Origin of the sequence: Microbacterium aurugineum (assembly GCF_023101205.1) — a bacterium.
Classification (GTDB): Bacteria; Actinomycetota; Actinomycetes; order Actinomycetales; family Microbacteriaceae; genus Microbacterium; species Microbacterium aurugineum.
The window spans coordinates 1,949,574-1,966,638 of sequence record NZ_CP078078.1; the positions used below are offsets into that span (position 1 = coordinate 1,949,574).

At 67.3% G+C, this 17,065-nt stretch carries 16 protein-coding genes; 5 read left to right on the plus strand and 11 right to left on the minus strand.

The window, feature by feature from the left end:
- Positions 1–23: 23 nt before the first annotated feature.
- Together efeO and efeU are read right to left on the minus strand one after the other, a co-directional pair.
- Positions 24–1,256 (minus strand): iron uptake system protein EfeO, encoded by a 1,233-nt coding sequence (gene efeO, locus KV397_RS09495; RefSeq protein WP_261811155.1) that lies wholly within the window; start codon positions 1,254–1,256, stop codon positions 24–26.
- Positions 1,253–2,203, minus strand: coding sequence for an iron uptake transporter permease EfeU (gene efeU / locus KV397_RS09500; protein WP_261811156.1), 951 nt, complete (start codon positions 2,201–2,203; stop codon positions 1,253–1,255). Before efeU ends, efeO begins: the two co-directional genes overlap by 4 nt.
- Positions 2,204–2,369: 166 nt before the next feature.
- Between efeU and KV397_RS09505 the strand changes: the two genes are divergently transcribed.
- On the plus strand, positions 2,370–3,374 hold the full coding sequence (locus KV397_RS09505; protein ID WP_261811157.1) for an isopenicillin N synthase family dioxygenase: 1,005 nt from the start codon (positions 2,370–2,372) through the stop codon (positions 3,372–3,374).
- Between the two features lie 128 nt (positions 3,375–3,502).
- Here KV397_RS09505 and rpsO read toward each other — a convergent pair whose 3' ends face one another.
- Entirely contained in the window at positions 3,503–3,772 is a 270-nt protein-coding gene (gene rpsO / locus KV397_RS09510; RefSeq protein ID WP_017203073.1) for a 30S ribosomal protein S15, read from the minus strand.
- Positions 3,773–3,956: 184 nt separating this feature from the next.
- Between rpsO and KV397_RS09515 the strand changes: the two genes are divergently transcribed.
- Positions 3,957–5,249 (plus strand): MFS transporter, encoded by a 1,293-nt coding sequence (locus KV397_RS09515; RefSeq protein WP_261811158.1) that lies wholly within the window; start codon positions 3,957–3,959, stop codon positions 5,247–5,249.
- Between the two features lie 34 nt (positions 5,250–5,283).
- Here KV397_RS09515 and KV397_RS09520 read toward each other — a convergent pair whose 3' ends face one another.
- The 3 genes from KV397_RS09520 to KV397_RS09530 form a co-directional block, all read right to left on the minus strand.
- Positions 5,284–5,838, minus strand: a complete 555-nt coding sequence (locus tag KV397_RS09520; protein ID WP_047519339.1) for a YceI family protein — start codon at positions 5,836–5,838, stop codon at positions 5,284–5,286.
- Positions 5,839–6,019: 181 nt separating this feature from the next.
- A complete protein-coding gene (locus tag KV397_RS09525; RefSeq protein ID WP_047519341.1) occupies positions 6,020–6,385 on the minus strand; it encodes an FKBP-type peptidyl-prolyl cis-trans isomerase in 366 nt (121 codons plus the stop codon).
- 211 nt (positions 6,386–6,596) lie between these two features.
- Positions 6,597–7,838: a PrsW family intramembrane metalloprotease gene (locus KV397_RS09530; protein ID WP_261811159.1), complete on the minus strand. Its 1,242-nt coding sequence runs from the start codon at positions 7,836–7,838 to the stop codon at positions 6,597–6,599.
- Between the two features lie 89 nt (positions 7,839–7,927).
- Between KV397_RS09530 and KV397_RS09535 the strand changes: the two genes are divergently transcribed.
- Positions 7,928–8,797, plus strand: a complete 870-nt coding sequence (locus KV397_RS09535) for a fumarylacetoacetate hydrolase family protein (RefSeq protein ID WP_047519345.1) — start codon at positions 7,928–7,930, stop codon at positions 8,795–8,797.
- A gap of 64 nt (positions 8,798–8,861) precedes the next feature.
- Here KV397_RS09535 and KV397_RS09540 read toward each other — a convergent pair whose 3' ends face one another.
- Positions 8,862–10,322 (minus strand): aspartate ammonia-lyase, encoded by a 1,461-nt coding sequence (locus KV397_RS09540; protein ID WP_047519347.1) that lies wholly within the window; start codon positions 10,320–10,322, stop codon positions 8,862–8,864.
- Positions 10,323–10,383: 61 nt separating this feature from the next.
- Entirely contained in the window at positions 10,384–11,304 is a 921-nt protein-coding gene (locus KV397_RS09545) for a phosphodiesterase (protein ID WP_261811160.1), read from the minus strand.
- A 59-nt stretch (positions 11,305–11,363) separates the two neighbouring features.
- Here KV397_RS09545 and KV397_RS09550 point away from each other — a divergent pair, with 59 nt between their 5' ends.
- Positions 11,364–11,930, plus strand: coding sequence for a TetR/AcrR family transcriptional regulator (locus tag KV397_RS09550; RefSeq protein ID WP_261811161.1), 567 nt, complete (start codon positions 11,364–11,366; stop codon positions 11,928–11,930).
- A gap of 21 nt (positions 11,931–11,951) precedes the next feature.
- Here KV397_RS09550 and KV397_RS09555 read toward each other — a convergent pair whose 3' ends face one another.
- Entirely contained in the window at positions 11,952–12,287 is a 336-nt protein-coding gene (locus KV397_RS09555; protein WP_131490844.1) for a peptidase, read from the minus strand.
- Positions 12,284–13,663, minus strand: a complete 1,380-nt coding sequence (locus tag KV397_RS09560) for an inorganic phosphate transporter (RefSeq protein WP_261811162.1) — start codon at positions 13,661–13,663, stop codon at positions 12,284–12,286. The genes KV397_RS09555 and KV397_RS09560 overlap by 4 nt, the downstream gene beginning before the upstream one ends.
- A gap of 155 nt (positions 13,664–13,818) precedes the next feature.
- On the opposite strand from KV397_RS09560, the gene KV397_RS09565 reads away from it, so the two are divergent.
- Positions 13,819–15,918, plus strand: a complete 2,100-nt coding sequence (locus KV397_RS09565) for a S9 family peptidase (RefSeq protein ID WP_261811163.1) — start codon at positions 13,819–13,821, stop codon at positions 15,916–15,918.
- Between the two features lie 50 nt (positions 15,919–15,968).
- Here the strand turns inward: KV397_RS09565 and KV397_RS09570 are convergent, their stop codons facing one another.
- On the minus strand, positions 15,969–16,997 hold the full coding sequence (locus tag KV397_RS09570; protein ID WP_047519389.1) for a 6-phosphofructokinase: 1,029 nt from the start codon (positions 16,995–16,997) through the stop codon (positions 15,969–15,971).
- Positions 16,998–17,065: the final 68 nt, after the last annotated feature.

Below are 17,065 nucleotides of genomic sequence, written 5' to 3' on the forward strand. Positions count from 1 at the left end.
CGGTCGGTTCGGCACGCGGGTGATCAGTCGAGAACCGTGCTGGTGAGCTGCGAGAGCGGCTCGGCGAGGGCGTTGATCAGATCGGTGAACTCCCGCTTGTCGGCTTCCGTCAGCTCGGAGTATCCGACGAACCCGTCCGTCAGCGAACCGTGTGCGGCGAGCGAATCATCGAGGGACGCGTAACCCGCTTCGATCTCGCCGACGAGCGCCTTCCCGTCTTCGCCCTGCGCGACGGCGAAGTCCTTCACGAGAGAGAAAGCCATCTTGGACCCCTCGACGTTCGCCGCGAAGTCGTAGAGGTCGGTCCCGGACCACCAGTCCTCCTCGCCGGAGATCTTTCCCGTCGCGACCTCGTCGAGCAACGCGATGGCGCCGTTGGAGATCCCGCCGATGCCCTGGTCGTCGAGAGCCGTCGTGAAGTCGTCCGAGTGCACGTACTCGTACAGCTCCTGGACGTCGGCGAGAAGCAGGTCACCGTAGTCGGCGCGCTCCTGGGGCGTCGACGGCGCCCAGTCCTGCCAGGCCGACGTCTCGCCATCGGCGTTCAGCGCATCCTGCGCCGGCACCCACAAGTCCTTCTCGATGCGGTGGAAGCCTGTCCAGTCCAGCCCCTCGGCGACGGCGTCGACCTCACGGTAATCGATGCGCGGGTCGAGGTCGCCCAGCGCCTCGGCGACCGGTTCGATGCGCTCGTAGAACGCGCGGGTCTGCGGGAAGAGCTCCCGTGCAGCGGCGTCATCGCCGGATTCGTACGCGGTGACGAAGTCCTCGACGGCCGGGACGAGCTGGCCGACCTGGTCCTTCACGAACGCGGCGTAGAGGTCGACCGCCTGCTGCTTCTGCTCGGCGTCGGGTCCTTCGACAGCCACCCGATCGCCCGTGACGGTGAAGGCGGCCTTGCCTACTCCGTCACCGATCATGCCCGGCTTGCAGAGCGTGAAGTACTCTCCCGGCTGCGCCACGACCGTGAGGGTGCGGGATGCCGCGGGGGCGATGTTCTCGACCTCGCCGACGATGCGGAGACCGTCTTCGGCCAGGAGGTAGAACTCGGAGACCTGATCGGTGTCGTTCTTGACGTCGAAGGTGAGCGTCCCGCTCTTGGCCGTGGCCGCCGACACGGCGCAGTCGGTAGCGGTCGAGGACACGGCGAACGCGGCATCCGCGGCGACGTCGCTCTTCGCGACGCACCCGCTCAGGACGAGCACTGCGGCTCCCGCGGCCGCCAGGGTCCCCAGGACACGGTGAGAGGTGGTCATGCTGCTCCTTGTTGTGTGAGAGAAGTCGCTGGCGGCCCGGACTCGGGCTGCGGGGCGTCGTGTGACCGCACCGGACGCGGAGACCGCAGGCCCCGCACGTACAGTGATCCGACGACGAGGATGTAGAGGGTCCACGCGATGACCTGGACCCACGTCATCGCGGGCATGAAGCCGACCGTGGCCTGCAGCACCGCGGCCAGCGGACCACTCGGCGCGATGACGGACGACACGTCGAAAGCCCAGCCGAACGGGAACCCCGCTCCGCCGACGGCGACCGCGCCCGTCACGGGGTCGAGCGGTGCAGCGGCGGTGAACGGCCCGGGGAGGGCACCCGCCTCCTGCAGATCCATCAGCGCGTAGGCGAGCACGCCGGCCGCGACGATGACCAGGAAACCACCGGTCCACGCGAAGAAGCGGCGCAGGTCGAGCTTCACGGCTCCGCGGGAGATGAGCCAGCCGACGATGACGGCGGCGGCGAGGCCGAGCAGCGCACCGAGCAGAGCGGAGGGAGCGTCACCGAAGGCCTGCACCATCGACCACAGCAGGAGCGTCGTCTCGATACCTTCACGCGCGACGGAGACGAAACCGATCGCGACCAGCGCCCAGAGCCCGCCGGTGGTGAGCGCACGATCGAGACCGCCCTCCAGCGTCGCCTTCATCGTGCGTCCGGCGCGCTGCATCCAGAAGATCATCCACGTGACCATGCCCACGGCCAGGAGCGAGAGCCCGCCGCCGATCAGCTCCTGCGCCTCGAACGTGAGCTCGTAGGCACCGAAGGTGAGCACGGCGCCGATGCCGAGGGCGAGGGCGATCGCGAGTCCCACTCCGGCCCACATCTTGGGGAGCGCATCCTGACGGCCGAGGCGACGGAGATACGCGACGAGGATGCCGACGACCAGCGCGGCTTCCAGACCTTCACGGAGGCCGATGAGAAAAGTGGCGAGCACGGGAGAACTCTCTTGCGATGACTGAGGTAAGGCATCCCTTACCTCCAGGACTCTAGCATCTCCTCGACGCGATATCGGAACAGGATGCGTCGGGCTGGACGAACGTGCGCGGTAACGCGACGCAACAGTCACCCTCACTCCTGGACGGCCGACGTACCCTCGGTCCATGTCTGAACTCTCGCTCCCGATCCTCGACCTGTCCCAGCTCGATCAAGGCCCCGAGGCCGCGGCGCGCTTCTGCGAGAGCCTCAGGGCGGCGACGCACGATGTCGGCTTCTTCTATCTCACCGGCACGGGCATCTCCCCGGAGCTGGAATCACGTCTGCACCGAGCTGCGCGCGACTTCTTCGCCCTCCCCGAGGAGGACAAGCTCGCGATCGAGAACGTGAACAGTCCGCACTTCCGTGGCTACACCCGCATCGGCGGCGAGCGCACCCGGGGCGAGGTCGATTGGCGTGAGCAGATCGACATCGGGCCCGAGCGAGAGCCTCTGGACGACGGCCCCGCGTTCAACCGCCTGATCGGGCCGAACCTCTGGCCGGCTGCACAACCGGAGTTGGAGGAGGTCGTGGCTGAGTGGCACGAAGCCCTCTCGGAGGTCTCGCGCACACTGTTGCGCGCCTGGGCGCTGGCGCTCGGTGCCGACGAGACGTACTTCGACGAGCACTTCGGGGAGCCGTCGACCCTCATCAAGATCGTGCGCTACCCGGGCACCCATGAGCCGGAGCCGCAGCAGGGTGTCGGGGCGCACAAGGACTCCGGTGTGCTCACGCTGCTGTGGGTCGAACCCGGCAAGGGGGGACTGCAGGTCGAACGCGACGGCGTCTGGGTGGACGCTCCCCCGGTGTCCGGGGCCTTCGTCGTGAACATCGGGGAGCTGCTCGAGTATGCGACCGGCGGATACCTCAAGGCGACGAACCATCGGGTCGTCTCTCCGCAGGCACCGGATGACCGCATCTCGATCCCGTTCTTCTTCAACCCCGCGCTCGACAAGCGTCTGCCGTTGATCGAGCTCAGTGAGGAACTCGCGGCGGAGGCGAACGGGGTGACGGACGACCCGGACAACCCGATTCACGCGCTCTACGGCGAGAACGCGCTGAAGTCACGCCTGCGCGCCCACCCGGACGTCGCAGCGATCCACCATGCCGACCTCGTCGGCGCGCGAGTCTGAGCGGGAGCGCCCATCTGTCGCCTGTCTCCGCGACTGCGTGACCCACCACACATGACGAAGGCCGCCCCACACCGTGGGGCGGCCTTCTCAAGAATGTTCTGCGCGATTGAACGCTGGCGGAATCTGCCTTATCGGCGAAGACCCAGGCGCGCGATCAGCGAGCGGTAGCGCTCGATGTCGACGCTCTGGAGGTAGCCGAGCAGACGACGGCGCTGACCCACGAGCAGGAAGAGGCCACGACGCGAGTGGTGGTCGTGCTTGTGCTCCTTCAGGTGCTCGGTGAGGTCCTTGATGCGCTGCGTCAGCATCGCCGCCTGCACCTCGGGGGATCCGGTGTCACCGGGGTGCGTCGCGTACTCTTCGATGATCGCCTTCTTGACGTCTGCTTCCAGTGCCATAGATTCGATCCCCTCTCTGCTTGTTGCGCGGCGCCCGACGCCTGATACGTGGGCTCTCTTTATCCGCGGCCGATCGAACGGCAACCTGAAGAGTCTACCAGCCGAGCGCTCCCCCGTGTGACACGGGCGGATACCGCGCACCCCGGTGCAACTAGGCTCGAACGGTGCAGAAGAAGATCCACCGGTGAGCGCGCGCCGCGGTCATCTGATCGACCTCACCCCACTGAAGACCAGTCCCGCCTTCGCGCGGATGTGGATCGGTTCGACCCTGGCCGGTATCGGCGGGCAGCTGACGATCGTCACGGTGATGCTGCACGTGTTCGTACTGACCGGGAGCACCTTCGCGGTGTCGATGATCGCGGTCGCCGGACTCGTGCCGATGATCCTCGCCGGACTGTACGGCGGGATGCTCGCGGACGCATTCGACCGGCGGCGGGTGGCGCTGATCGCGGCCACGATCACGTTCGTCTCGACCGCGCTCCTCGCCGCCCTCACCTGGACGGGCAGTGAGACCATCTGGTGGCTCTATGCGTTGAGCATGATCAACTCAGCGGCGAACTCCGTCGGGATGGCCACCCGCACAGCCATCGTCCCTCGACTCATCCCCCGCACGCAGCTCGCCGCGGCATCCGCATTGAACGGGGTCGCGTTCGGGCTCACCGTGATGGCAGGCCCCGCACTCGCCGGGCTCCTGGTGGCGCTCACCGGCTACGGCTGGACCTACACGATCGATGTCGTGCTCATGCTCTCGATGTTCCTCGGGCTGTGGACCCTCCCGGTGCTGCGCCCGGAAGGGGATGTCGTGCGACCAGGCTTGGCATCCCTCGTCGACGGGTGGCGATTCCTCCGCAGGGCCGGCAACATCCGGATGCAGTACATCATCGACATCATCGCCATGACCTTCGGTCAGCCCCTCGTGCTCTTCCCGGCGCTGGGCACGGTCCTCCTCGGTGGAGGCGCCATCACCACCGGAATCCTGACCGCGGCCGTCGCCGTCGGCACCTTCGCCTCGAGCCTCTTCTCCGGACGCGTCGTCCAATATCGCTGGCACGGCCGCGGGATCGCGCGGGCGGTCGAGGCATACGGGGCATCGATCCTGCTGTTCGGTCTGGTCCTGCTGATCGGAGCCCTCTCGGATTCCGCGTCGGAGGACGCACCGAACGTCGGATTGATCATCGCCGCCTGCGCGGCACTCGCCCTCTCCGGGGCATCGGACAATGTCAGCTCCATCTATCGCAACACGATGATGCAGGCGGCCGTCCCGGACGCCATGCGTGGCCGACTGCAGGGGCTCTTCGTGGTCGTCGTCGCCGGCGGACCACGGGTGGGCGCCCTCTACGCCGGAACCCTCGCGACCCTGACGACGCTCTGGGTCCCTCCCCTGTTGGGCGGCGTCCTGGTGATCGCCCTGGTCGCGATGCTCTCCCGCCGGAATCGGCGTTTCCTCGACTACGACGCAGAAGACCCCGAGCCCTGAGGGCCCGGGGTCCTGGATGCTGAGCGCAGCGCGATCAGTCCTGCTGCAGGGCGCCCTGAAGGTCCAGGTTGATCGTGATGTCCTTGCCCACGAGCACGCCGCCGGTCTCGAGTGCCGCGTTCCAGGTGAGGCCGAAGTCCTCGCGGTTGATCACGGCCTTCGCAGAGGCACCCGCCTTGTAGTTGCCGTACGGGTCGGTGCCGAAGCCACCGAAGTCGAGCTCGAAGCTGACCGGCTTGGTGACGCCGCGGATCGTGAGGTCGCCATCGACGACGAGCTCGTCACCCTTGACGCGGGTCCCCGTGGAGACGAACTCCATGGTCGGGAAGTTCTCGGTGTCGAAGAAGTCTGCCGAACGGAGGTGCGCGTCGCGGCCCTCGTCGTTCGTGTCGACGGAGGTCACGTCGACGGTCGCCTCGACCTTGGCCTCGAGCGGGTTCTCGGGAGCGATCAGCGTCGCGTTCTTGACGCCGAACGTGCCCCTCACCTTGGAGATCATCATGTGGCGGACGCTGAACGTCACCTCGCTGTGCGAAGGGTCGAGCACCCAGGTGCCGGGACGGTAGCCGGGAATGTCGATGCTGGTCATGGTTTCTCCTTCGGAGACATCGGCCGCGGTTGCGGCGTCGGACAGGGGCCGCGGTGACGCGACCCTCGTGACAACTTACATTCACTCGAATGTATTCCCACGAATGAAGATCTCGTGCCCACACAGCACGAGACGCTCCTCTACAGACGAAGAGGAGCGTCTCGCAGGAACGTCGACGGGGTCAGACCGCGATCAGATCGATGATGAAGATCAACGTCTTCCCCGAGAGGAAGTGTCCGCCACCGGCCGGACCGTAGGCGAGGTGCGGAGGGACGATGAGCTCTCGACGACCGCCGACCTTCATGCCGGGGATTCCTTCCTGCCACCCCTGGACGAGCGCGGCGAGAGGGAACTGGATGGTCTCACCACGACCCCAGGAGGAGTCGAACTCTTCACCGGACTCGTACTCGACACCGGCGTAGTGGACGGTCACGGTGTCGCCGCGCTTGGCCTCCGCGCCGTCTCCTTCGATGATGTCGCGGATGACGAGTTCCGCAGGAGCGGGACCGGTGGGAGCGTCGAACTCTGGCTTTGTGCGATCAGTCATGCTTCCATCAAACCGAGCATCGTGGACGAGGTCAACGCGATCGCACTTGCTCACAGCGAACAGCGAGACCAGGCGTCGACACAAAACCCTCTTGACACTCGGCGAGAGCCGGTGCACCCTGTTTACAGATCAACTCAGCGCCCGGGAGACTCGCAGGCATCGCCGCAGCACCGGGCGCTGAGTCTTGCCACGGGGTCCGTCAGCGTCCGACTCAGTACGCCAGCAACGCCGCCCTGGCTGCGCGCGTACGGATCAGCAACGCGCGCTCGTCATCCACCGCGAGGGGATCGCGCCCGGTGATCGCACGCTGGCGGACAGCGGCCAGTGCCGTCGCGTCCTTGATGAATTCGCGCATGAGTGGCCTCCGGTCGCCTCGGAGTCCGCGTGCCCAGGCGAGGCCAGCCTTGCGACCGCTCGACGTGGCGAGCATCGTGACCTCTTCCGGGGTGAACCACCCCGCGCTCGCATACTCGGCGAGGCGGGCCCGGGTGAGGCGCGCCTCCTCGCGGCGCAGCGCGATGATCCCGAGGATGAAGCCGATGAAGAGCGGCACCTGGAGCGTGAAGTAGAGACCGAAGAAGTCGGCGAACGTCGCTGAGCCGTTCCACAGTCCGTGCAGCAGCACGGCCCCGAGCCCTCCCACCAGTCCGGCACCCAGCGCCGAGCCCGCCGAGCCGTGTCGACGCGCCACGAGGCCGATCGCGAAACCGGTGACGGCGGTGAACATCGCGTGCGCGAAGGGCGAGAGGATGGCGCGCACCGCGAACGTCACGGTCAGCTGCTCGCCACCACCCTCGATCAGGCTGATCGCGAAGTACTGGATGTTCTCGGTGAACGCGAAGCCGGCTCCCACGAGCGCCCCGTACACGACGCCGTCGACCGGACCATCGAAGGCCCGGCGGGCCAGAAGGAAGATCAGGAAGACGCCCAGTCCCTTCCAGAACTCCTCGACGATCGGGGCCTGCACCACCGCGGTGAACGCTTCGGAGGTGGGGCCGATCAGGATCGTCAGGCCGACATCGACGAGAAGTGTGAGCCCGACCGCCGCCACGGCTCCCCAGGCGATCGCGAAGAAGATCAGTCGCTTGGGTTCGGGCTCCCAGCGGTCGATCATGCGCACACCGAGGAACACGATGGTCAGAGGGATCAGCGCGAGGACCAGGCCGACCACCGAGGCGAATGCGCCCAGCGCCCAGCCGAAGTAGCCGATCAGAGCCAGGAGCAGGAAGCCCAGGAAGCCGAACAACCACAGCGAGATCGTCCGCCCCTTGCGCGTCGGTACCGGCAGCGCCGGAAGCGACTCCGCGGGCGAGGGTGCGACCGGGGCCGGCGGCGTGTACGGCGTCGGCTGGGCGAGCGCCGACGCGTAGCCCGACTGCCGAAACGCTGCCGTGGCCGGCGGAGGCGTGTAGGGCGAAGGCTGCTGCGGCGGGGGTGGTCCTCCGAAACTCATAGCCAAAGCCTAAGGGGCACAAGAGAGATGGCCTCGGTATGGCTGTGTCCTCCATCCGCGGACCGGCCGCCACCCGGTAGCGTAGGAGCATGCGGTTCGCTCATCTGCGCCGTCCTGACTCCCCTCGCGCGGTTCTCGCCGTGGTCCAGGACTCGGACGCCATCCTCGTCTCTGATCTCCTGACCGACGCCCCTGCCACGCTGCAGCAGCTCATCGAAGGTGGGGATGCTCTTCTCGAGGCTCTGCGCGTGGCGCTGGCCGCAGGTGCCGCCGTCCGTCATCCGCTCGGTGACTGGTCGTTCGATTCCGCGGTGCTCGCACCCCCGGCCGTCCTTGCCGTGGGGCTGAACTATGCCGCCCACTCGAGCGAGCTCGGCCTGAAGACCGACGCCGCACCCACGGTGTTCACCCTGTGGCCGAACTCGCTCACCGGCCACGATCAGACGACCTCCTGGCCGCGGGACCTCAGCGAGGCCGTGGACTACGAGGCAGAGCTCGGCGTTCTCATCGGCACCCCCGCGAAAGACGTCAGCGAGCAGGACGCCCTCACGCACGTCTGGGGTTACACCGTGGTCAACGACATCACCGCGCGGAACATCCAGTTCTCCGAAGCCCAGTGGTCCCGATGCAAGTCCTTCGACGGGTTCACACCGACCGGGCCCTTCGCGGTGACCGCGGACGAGATCCCCGATCCGCAGGACCTCCACATCTGGACCGTCGTGGACGGGCACACCGTGCAGGACGCGAGCACCGGACAGATGGTGCGCTCCGTCGCGAAGCTGATCGCCCACCTGTCGCAGTCCCTCACGCTGCTGCCCGGCACCCTCATCTCGACGGGCAGCCCCGGAGGCGCCGGGTACTCACGCGACCCGCAGATCTTCCTCCGCGATCACTCGACCGTGACCGTGGGCATCGACGGCATCGGCGAACTCACGACTCACTGCCGCATCACGGACTGAAACAGATCGGACACATGAGGGGACGGACGCCGTGGCGTCCGTCCCCTCGTGTGTTCCCGCGCTCTCAGATCTCGATCAGATCCTCCGGCGCGACGACCGGGATCGCAGCGGTGACCGTCTCCAGTCCTGACAGGCGTGCCGGCGACAGCTGCTTGACGACCTCGTCACGCGACATCAGGCCTGCCTCGACGACGAGATCGGCGACATTCCGATTGGTCAGCAGCGCGGTCTTCGCGAGCGCCGCTGCGGCCGCGTAACCGATGAACGGCGTCAGCGCGGTGATGACGCCGACCGACGCACCGACCATCGCCCCGAGGCGGTCGCGGTTCGCGGTGATGCCGTCGACGCAGTTGACACGCAGGGTCCACATCGCCTGGCGCATCCAGGTGATGGACTGGAAGATCGAGTGCGCGATCACCGGCTCGAAGGCGTTCAGCTGCAGCTGCCCGGCCTCCGCCGCCATCGTGACCGTCATGTCGGCACCGGCGACAGCGAAGGCCACCTGGTTCACGACCTCCGGGATCACGGGGTTCACCTTGCCCGGCATGATGCTGGACCCCGCCTGCATCGCGGGAAGGTTGATCTCCCCCAGCCCGGCCTGCGGTCCCGACGACAGGAGACGCAGGTCGTTGCAGATCTTCGAGAGCTTCATCGCGTTGCGCTTGAGCGTCGAGGAGAAGGACATGAACGAACCGGTGTCACTGGTGGCCTCGACGAGGTCTCCCGCGGTGCGCAGGTCGAGCCCGGTGATCTCCCGCAGGTGCTTCAGCACGGCAGGGGCGTAACCCCGATGCGTCGTGATGCCGGTGCCGATCGCGGTCGCCCCCATGTTGATCTCGAACATCAGCGAAGCGTTCTCGGTCAGGCGGGTGTGGTCGTAGCCGAGCGTCGTGGCGAAGCCGTTGAACTCCTGCCCGAGCGTCATCGGCACGGCATCCTGCAGCTGGGTACGGCCGACCTTCAGGACGTCGTGGAACTCCCGCGACTTGCCCAGGAAGGACAGTCGAAGCAGATCCAGCTCCTCGAGCAGGGACCGCAACGTCAGCGAGAGACCGATCTTCACGGCCGTCGGGTAGACGTCGTTGGTGGACTGGCTGCGGTTCGTGTGGTCGATCGGCGAGAGGAACGCGTAGTCGCCCTTCTCCCGGCCGGCGAGTTCGAGCGCGATGTTGGTGATGACCTCGTTCGCGTTCATGTTGGTAGAGGTACCGGCACCGCCCTGGATGACGCCCACCGTGAACTGCTCGTGGAACTCGCCGTCGATCACACGCTGCGCAGCACGATCGATCAGGTCGGCACGCTCGGCGTCGAGCACACCGATCTCACGATTCGCGCGGGCGCTCGCCTGCTTGACCATCGCCAGGCCGACCACGAGATCGGGGTACACCGAGATCGGCCGCTTCGTGATCGGGAAGTTCGCGTCGGCGCGGGCGGTGTGGATCCCCCAGTACGCGTCGACGGGAATCTCCATGCTCCCGAGCGAATCGGTCTCGGTGCGGGTCAGGGTAGGCGCGGCAGAAGCCATGTCACATCCTCGTGGGTCGTGGCGGGTGAGAAGAGTGGGGGATGTGCCCAGTCTACGCCGCTCAGCGCCCGGGTTTGCGGGAGAAGGCCTCGAGTCGCCCTTCCGGTGAGAGCTTCGACATCCGCTCCACCCAGGCCTCCGAGAAGTAGTCGCCGGTCACCGCGTCGGTCACCGGGACGACGGTGTGGGTGATCGTGTCGGGATACACGTGGACCATCTGGAATGCCTGCGCGGCGTCCATGCCGTTCACCTCGGCCGCCGGACGTGCCACGTTCATCGTGTAGCAGGTGGCCGACGCGACGCTGACCGGAACCCCGGCGAACATCCCGTGTGACGAATAGTGCAGATGTCCGGCGAGGATGCCACGGACATCGCTGCCGCGGATGACGTCGGCGAGTTCGTCCTGATGGCGCAGTTCAAGGATGTCGAAGAGCGGCAGATGGCTCGGGAGCGGCGGATGATGCATCGCGAGCAACGTGCCGTGCGGCGCAGGCCGGGCGAGCTGATCCGCGAGCCAGGACAGTTGACCGGCATCGAGATCGCCGTGGTGCCAGCCGGGGACGCTGGTGTCGAGGGCGACGAGACGCAGCCCGCCGAGGTCCCAGACCCCGGTGACGGGCTCTTCGGTCGGCTCGAGGTCCAGGAGTCCTGCGCGCAGGGCGGGACGCTCATCATGGTTGCCCGCCACCCAGACGATCGGCGCGCCGAGCTCCTCGGCAACCGGTTCGACGGACGCGCGCAGACGACGATAGGCGTCCGGCTCCCCCAGATCGGCGAGATCCCCGGTCACGACGATCGCCGTCGGGTGCGGGTGCACGGCACGGATCGCCTCCAGCGTGCGCGCGAAGTTCGCCTCGACGTCGTACCGCCCGCCCAGCGATGCGCCCCCGGCGAGGAAGTGCGGGTCGCTGACGTGGATCAGGACATGCGACGCCGGAGCGTGCCGACCGAAGGTGTACGCGTCACCGATTGCTGCGGACATGCCCTCAGCCTAGGCGTCTGGTCAGTACTGCAGGTGTAGTGATCAGATAGGATGCGGTGGTGGCGCGGAACGAAGGCAGAAGACAGGCGATCGCGGATGCGGGGCTCACCGTGCTCGCTCGCGAGGGCTCCCGTGGGCTGACCCACCGTTCCGTCGATGTCGCGGCCGGTGTGCCGACCGGCACCACGTCGAACTACTTCCGCAGCCGCGATGCGCTGGTGGCCGGACTGGTCGAACGCATCGGTGAGCGGCTCTCCCCCACACCGGAAGAGCTGGCGCGCCGCTCCGCGGGCGAACCGGGCCGCGCGCTGTTCGCCGACTACGTGCGCGACATCGTCCGCCGACTCACCGATGACCGGGAAGTGACGCTCGCGCTCTTCGAACTGCGGCTCGAGAGCAGCCGCCGCCCCGAAGTGGCCGCGGTGCTCGGCGCCTGGCAACGCGCAGGGCTCGAGGAGGACGTCGCCTTCAATACGAGGGCGGGCCTCCCGGGGGGACGGCGCGAGATCGCGCTGTTCCACTACGCGATCGACGGGCTCCTGCTCGACCGACTGACCACACCGATCGACCCGGAGTCACCGACCGATGACATCATCGACGACCTGGTGGAGGGTCTGCTGCGGTGATCTGAGGGTGCGCCGTGCGAATCAGTGTCCGATGACGAGCATGAGGATGCCGGCGACGACAGCCGCAGCGCAGAGCGCGAAGCACGCATAGGCGCCGATGAGAGCCGTCGTCTTCTGCCCCTCGGTGAGTGGGCTCTTCTTCGCCGCCTTCGCCGCCTGCTTCTCGGCGCGACGGAGCTCCTTCTCGGTGATCACGGTGATCGCGTCGGTGAACTCCGCGGGGCTCACGACCGGAGCACGCCCGCTGCGCACCAGCAGCCGGAGACCGAGCGCGTAGAAGGTGACGATCGCAGCCGCACCGATCAGCGCCGCCAGGAACACCTGGAGGAACGCGAGCCAGTCGATCACGATGTTCATTCGGACTCCTCCTTCCGCGTCGAATCCGCACTCTTCGACACGGCCCCGGCCTTCGCCGCCTTGCCGTCGGACTTCGCCTGAGCCTTCTTCTTTGCCTTGTCAGCCGCGTCCTTCTTGGCCTGCGCCTTCGCCTTGTCGCGCGCTTCCGCACGAGCCTTCGCCTCCGCCTTCGCCTCGGCGATGCGCTGCTGGCGTCGCGTGGGCGGTGGCGTGTCGGGGAGCTCGACCGCGCGTCCCGACTCAGCGACGTCGCTCATGGCGTTCGCGGGCGTCACGGCGTTGCGGCGCGAGCGCATGAAGAGCCCGAGGATGATCGCGAGTGCGAGGACCGCGTCGATCGCGACGCCCCAGTTGCCGAGCCAGACCACCAGGAGCGCGGCCAGCGCGCCGACACCGCCGGCTGCGGGCAGTGTGAGGATCCAGCCCACGCCGATCCGACCGGCGGTCCGCCAGCGGACCGTGGAGCCGCGGCGTCCGAGTCCCGAGCCGATCACGGACCCCGAGGCGACCTGCGTCGTGGAGAGCGCGAAGCCGAGGGCGCTGGAGGCGAGGATGGTGGCCGCGGTCGAGCTCTCGGCGGCGAATCCCTGCGCGGGTTTCACATCGGTGAGTCCCTTGCCGAGCGTGCGGATGATGCGCCAACCGCCCAGGTACGTGCCGAGTGCGATCGTGAAGGCACACGCGACGATCACCCAGAGCTCGGGCTCGTGATGCGCCCCCGACTGCCAGCCGATCGTGATCATCGCGAGAGTGATGACGCCCATGGTCTTCTGCGCGTCGTTGGTGCCGTGTGCGAGCGCGACCAGGGAGGACGTGAAGATCTGCCCCCACCGGAACCCGTCACGGCCATCCGGCTTTCCGTCGTAGCGACGGGTGATCGAGTACGCGATCTTCGTCGCGGCGAAAGCGATCAGGCCGGCGGTGACGGGTGCGATCAGCGCCGGAAGCACGATCTTCGAGAGCACCATGCCGAAGTCGATGCCCCCCACGCCCGCGCCGACGATCGTCGCGCCGATGAGCCCGCCGAAGAGCGCATGGGACGAGCTCGAGGGCAGTCCGAGGAGCCACGTGAGCATGTTCCACGTGATCGCGCCGATCAGGCCGGCGAAGATCAGCGAGAGGAAGAGGTCAGCCCCCGCGGAGAGGATCGCGTCCTCCCGGATGATGCCGCCGGAGATGGTCTTCGAGACCTCGGTGGACAGAAACGCCCCGATGAGGTTCAGGACGGCGGCGAGGAGGACGGCGGTCTTGGGCTTCAGCGCGCCGGTGGCGATCGGCGTCGCCATAGCATTCGCGGTGTCGTGAAAACCGTTGGTGAAGTCGAAGAAGAGTGCCAGCGCGATGACGAGCACGACGATGAGGGCTGCGGTTTCCACCGTTCGCTTTCGGTCGTTGAGGAAGAAGGAGTTGTCGACGATATCGACGTGCTGAACGAAGAGTTCACCGTGGGTTTGACTTCCGTTAACCGGCCCCGGTAAATCCTCCCACCCTCCCCCGCGCCGGTCAACTCGACCTGGGATAGCGTGGAACGGTGACTGACGCCCCGCTCGCTGCCCGCCGTTCCACCCTCCGCACTCATCATGGCGACACGTTCGATGACCCGTATGAGTGGATGCGGGCGAAGGACTCCGAGGAGGTCATCGCACACCTCGAGGCCGAGAACGCCTACACGGATGCGCAGACCGCCCACCTCGCCGCGCTTCGGACGAAACTGTTCGAGGAGATCAAGGCCCGTGTGCAGGAGACCGATCTCTCGGTACCCACCCGCCGAGGCGACTGGTGGTACTACAGCCGGACCGAGGAAGGAGCGCAGTACGGTATCCACTGCCGCGCTGCTGCCGACGCCGGCGAGTGGACTCCGCCCGTGCTCGAGCCGGGCGTCCCTGTTCCGGGTGAAGTGGTCCTCCTCGACGGGAACATCGAGGCCGAAGGGCATGAGTTCTTCTCGCTCGGCGCGTTCGACACCTCCGACGACGCCACGAAGCTGTTGTGGTCGACCGATTTCGAGGGCGACGAGCTCTACACGGTGCACGTGCGCGATCTGACGACCGGAGCGACTCTCGACGACGAGATCCCGAACACGGGCGGTGCCTTCTTCACGCCGGACGGCACCGGAGTCCTCTACACGACCCGGGACGACGCATGGCGGCCCGACACCCTGTGGCTGCATCGCCTGGGCACACCCGTCACGGACGACGTCCGGCTGTTCCACGAACCCGATGAGAAGTTCTGGCTCGGTGCGGGGATCACACGAAGTCGGCGGTACCTCGTGATCGGCGTCGGCTCCAGCATCACGAGCGAGGAGTACCTGGTCGATCTGACCGGCGATCTCACCGCCGAACCGCGACTGGTCTGGCCGCGCCGCGAAGGGGTGGAGTATTCGATCGATCATGCGGTGGTGGACGGCGAGGACCGGCTGTTCATCCTCCACAACGACGGCGCCCTGGACTTCGAGCTGGTCTCCGTCGCGGCCTCCGATCCCCAGGGTGAGCGGCTCCCGGTCGTCGCGCACGAGGCAGGACGACGCCTGCTCGGCATGGACGCATTCCGTGACTTCGCCACCGTCGAGTACCGACGCGAAGGACTCGAGCGCGTCGGTCTGCTCGACTACCCCACCAACACCCTCGACGAGATCCCCTTCGACGAACCGCTCTACTCCGCGGGCGTCAGCGGCAACCCGGAATGGCACTCGCCGTTCCTGCGCCTCGGATACACGTCGTTCGTCACCCCGGGGACGGTGTACGACCTCGATCTCTCGAATCGCGACCTGATCCTGCGCAAGCAGGTCTCCGTCCTGGGCGGCTATGACCCCGCGGAGTACGGCCAGCGGCGTGAATGGGCGACGGCCCCCGACGGCGTGCGTGTGCCCATCTCACTCGTGTGGAAGCGCTCGTTCGGCGAACCCGGCACGGACGCGCGGCCGCTGCACCTGTACGGATACGGATCGTACGAGCACTCGATCGACCCCGGCTTCTCGGTCGCCCGGTTGTCCGAACTCGACCGCGGCGTGATCTTCGCCGTCGCCCACGTGCGCGGTGGTGGGGAGATGGGCCGTCAGTGGTACGAGGACGGCAAGCTCCTGCACAAGCGCAACACCTTCACGGACTTCGTCGCCTGCGCCGAGCACCTGGTCGCGACGGGCGTGACGACGCCGAAGCGCCTGGTCGCCGAGGGCGGGAGCGCGGGTGGTCTGCTGATGGGAGCGGTCGCCAATCTCGCTCCCGAGCTCTTTGCAGGCATCCTCGCCGGTGTGCCGTTCGTGGACGCCCTGACGACGATCCTGGATCCGTCCCTGCCGCTCACCGTGATCGAGTGGGACGAGTGGGGCGACCCGTTGCACGGCGCGGACGTCTACGACTACATGAAGTCGTACTCGCCCTACGAGAACGTGAGAGACGGCGTCGAGTATCCGCGGATCCTCGCCGTGACCTCCCTCAACGACACGCGTGTCCTGTATGTGGAACCCGCGAAGTGGGTCGCACGTCTGCGAGAGGCCGGCGCCTCGGACGTCCTCCTCAAATGCGAGATGGTCGCGGGACACGGCGGCGTGAGCGGACGCTACAACTCCTGGAGGGAGCGGGCGTTCGAACTCGCCTGGCTGCTCGACACCCTCGGTCTCGCCGAAGACTGAACCGCCGTGGTGGGGCGCCCCGCACGGGGGCGCTCCCCCGCTCCGCGTCCTCAGCCGAAGAGTGCAGCGGCCTCGTCGTAGCGGTAGCGCGGCACCGTGTTCAGCTCGCCGAGAGCATCGGCGAAGGGCACCCGCACGATGTCGGTACCCTGCATGGCGACCATCTGCCCCCAGGCGCCGTCGACGAGCGCATCCGCCGCATGCAGACCGAGTCGCGTCGCGAGCACCCGATCGAACGCCGACGGCGATCCACCACGCTGGATGTGACCGAGGATCGTCGCCCGGGTCTCGATGCCGGTGATGCGCTCGATCTCCGGAGCGAGCATGTCGCCGATGCCGCCGAGCCGGGGACGGTTGAAAGCGTCGAGCCCCTTGTCGCTGTAGGCCTCTTCCATGCCGAGGAGCTTGAATCCCTCGGAGACGACCACCAGAGGTGCGCGACCACGATCGTGGGCACTGGTCACCAGCTCGGTGATGTCGTCGATCGACATCGGAACCTCGGGGATGCAGATGACGTGCGCACCGGCGGCCATGCCCGCGTGCAGCGCGATCCAGCCGACGTGGCGGCCCATGACCTCGGCGACCATGCAGCGCTGGTGGGAATCGCCGGTCGTGCGGAGGCGGTCCATCGCGTCGGTCGCGATGTTCACCGCCGTGTCGAAACCGAAGGAGTAGTCGGTGGCCTGCAGGTCGTTGTCGATCGTCTTGGGGACGCCGATGACCTTGATCCCGTCCTTCGCCAGACGGTCCGCAGCGGCGAGCGTCCCCTCGCCGCCGATCGCCACGATGCCGTCGATCTTGTGGCCGTACAGCGTCTTCGCGATGTTCTCGGCGCCTCCGCGCTCCCCCTCGTAGGGGTTCGTGCGGCTGGTGCCGAGGATGGTCCCACCGACCTTCGAGAGCCCCTTCACCTCGTGGCGCGTGAGCGGCATGAAGTCGCCGTCGACGAGGCCACGCCACCCGTCCCGGATGCCGACGAACTCCAGGTCGTACGTGGTGGTGCCCTTGAGCACGATGCCGCGGATGACCGCGTTGAGGCCGGGGCAGTCGCCGCCGCTCGTCAGGATGCCGATCTTCATGCTGGTGCCTTCAGACGTTCGGGTGATGGGGGAACAGGCGACGCTGCCTTCGATCGACACTAGTGCCC

Excerpts from the sequence above, each read along its gene's own strand:
- KV397_RS09530 (WP_261811159.1), bottom strand. The coding sequence starts at position 7,838 with ATGAGTTTCGGAGGACCACCCCCGCCGCAGCAGCCTTCGCCCTACACG.
- KV397_RS09535 (WP_047519345.1), top strand. The coding sequence starts at position 7,928 with ATGCGGTTCGCTCATCTGCGCCGTCCTGACTCCCCTCGCGCGGTTCTC.
- KV397_RS09505 (WP_261811157.1), top strand. The coding sequence starts at position 2,370 with ATGTCTGAACTCTCGCTCCCGATCCTCGACCTGTCCCAGCTCGATCAA.
- KV397_RS09540 (WP_047519347.1), bottom strand. The coding sequence starts at position 10,322 with ATGGCTTCTGCCGCGCCTACCCTGACCCGCACCGAGACCGATTCGCTC.
- efeO (WP_261811155.1), bottom strand. The coding sequence starts at position 1,256 with ATGACCACCTCTCACCGTGTCCTGGGGACCCTGGCGGCCGCGGGAGCC.
- KV397_RS09520 (WP_047519339.1), bottom strand. The coding sequence starts at position 5,838 with ATGACCAGCATCGACATTCCCGGCTACCGTCCCGGCACCTGGGTGCTC.
- KV397_RS09545 (WP_261811160.1), bottom strand. The coding sequence starts at position 11,304 with ATGTCCGCAGCAATCGGTGACGCGTACACCTTCGGTCGGCACGCTCCG.
- KV397_RS09570 (WP_047519389.1), bottom strand. The coding sequence starts at position 16,997 with ATGAAGATCGGCATCCTGACGAGCGGCGGCGACTGCCCCGGCCTCAAC.
- KV397_RS09555 (WP_131490844.1), bottom strand. The coding sequence starts at position 12,287 with ATGAACATCGTGATCGACTGGCTCGCGTTCCTCCAGGTGTTCCTGGCG.
- rpsO (WP_017203073.1), bottom strand. The coding sequence starts at position 3,772 with ATGGCACTGGAAGCAGACGTCAAGAAGGCGATCATCGAAGAGTACGCG.
- KV397_RS09525 (WP_047519341.1), bottom strand. The coding sequence starts at position 6,385 with ATGACTGATCGCACAAAGCCAGAGTTCGACGCTCCCACCGGTCCCGCT.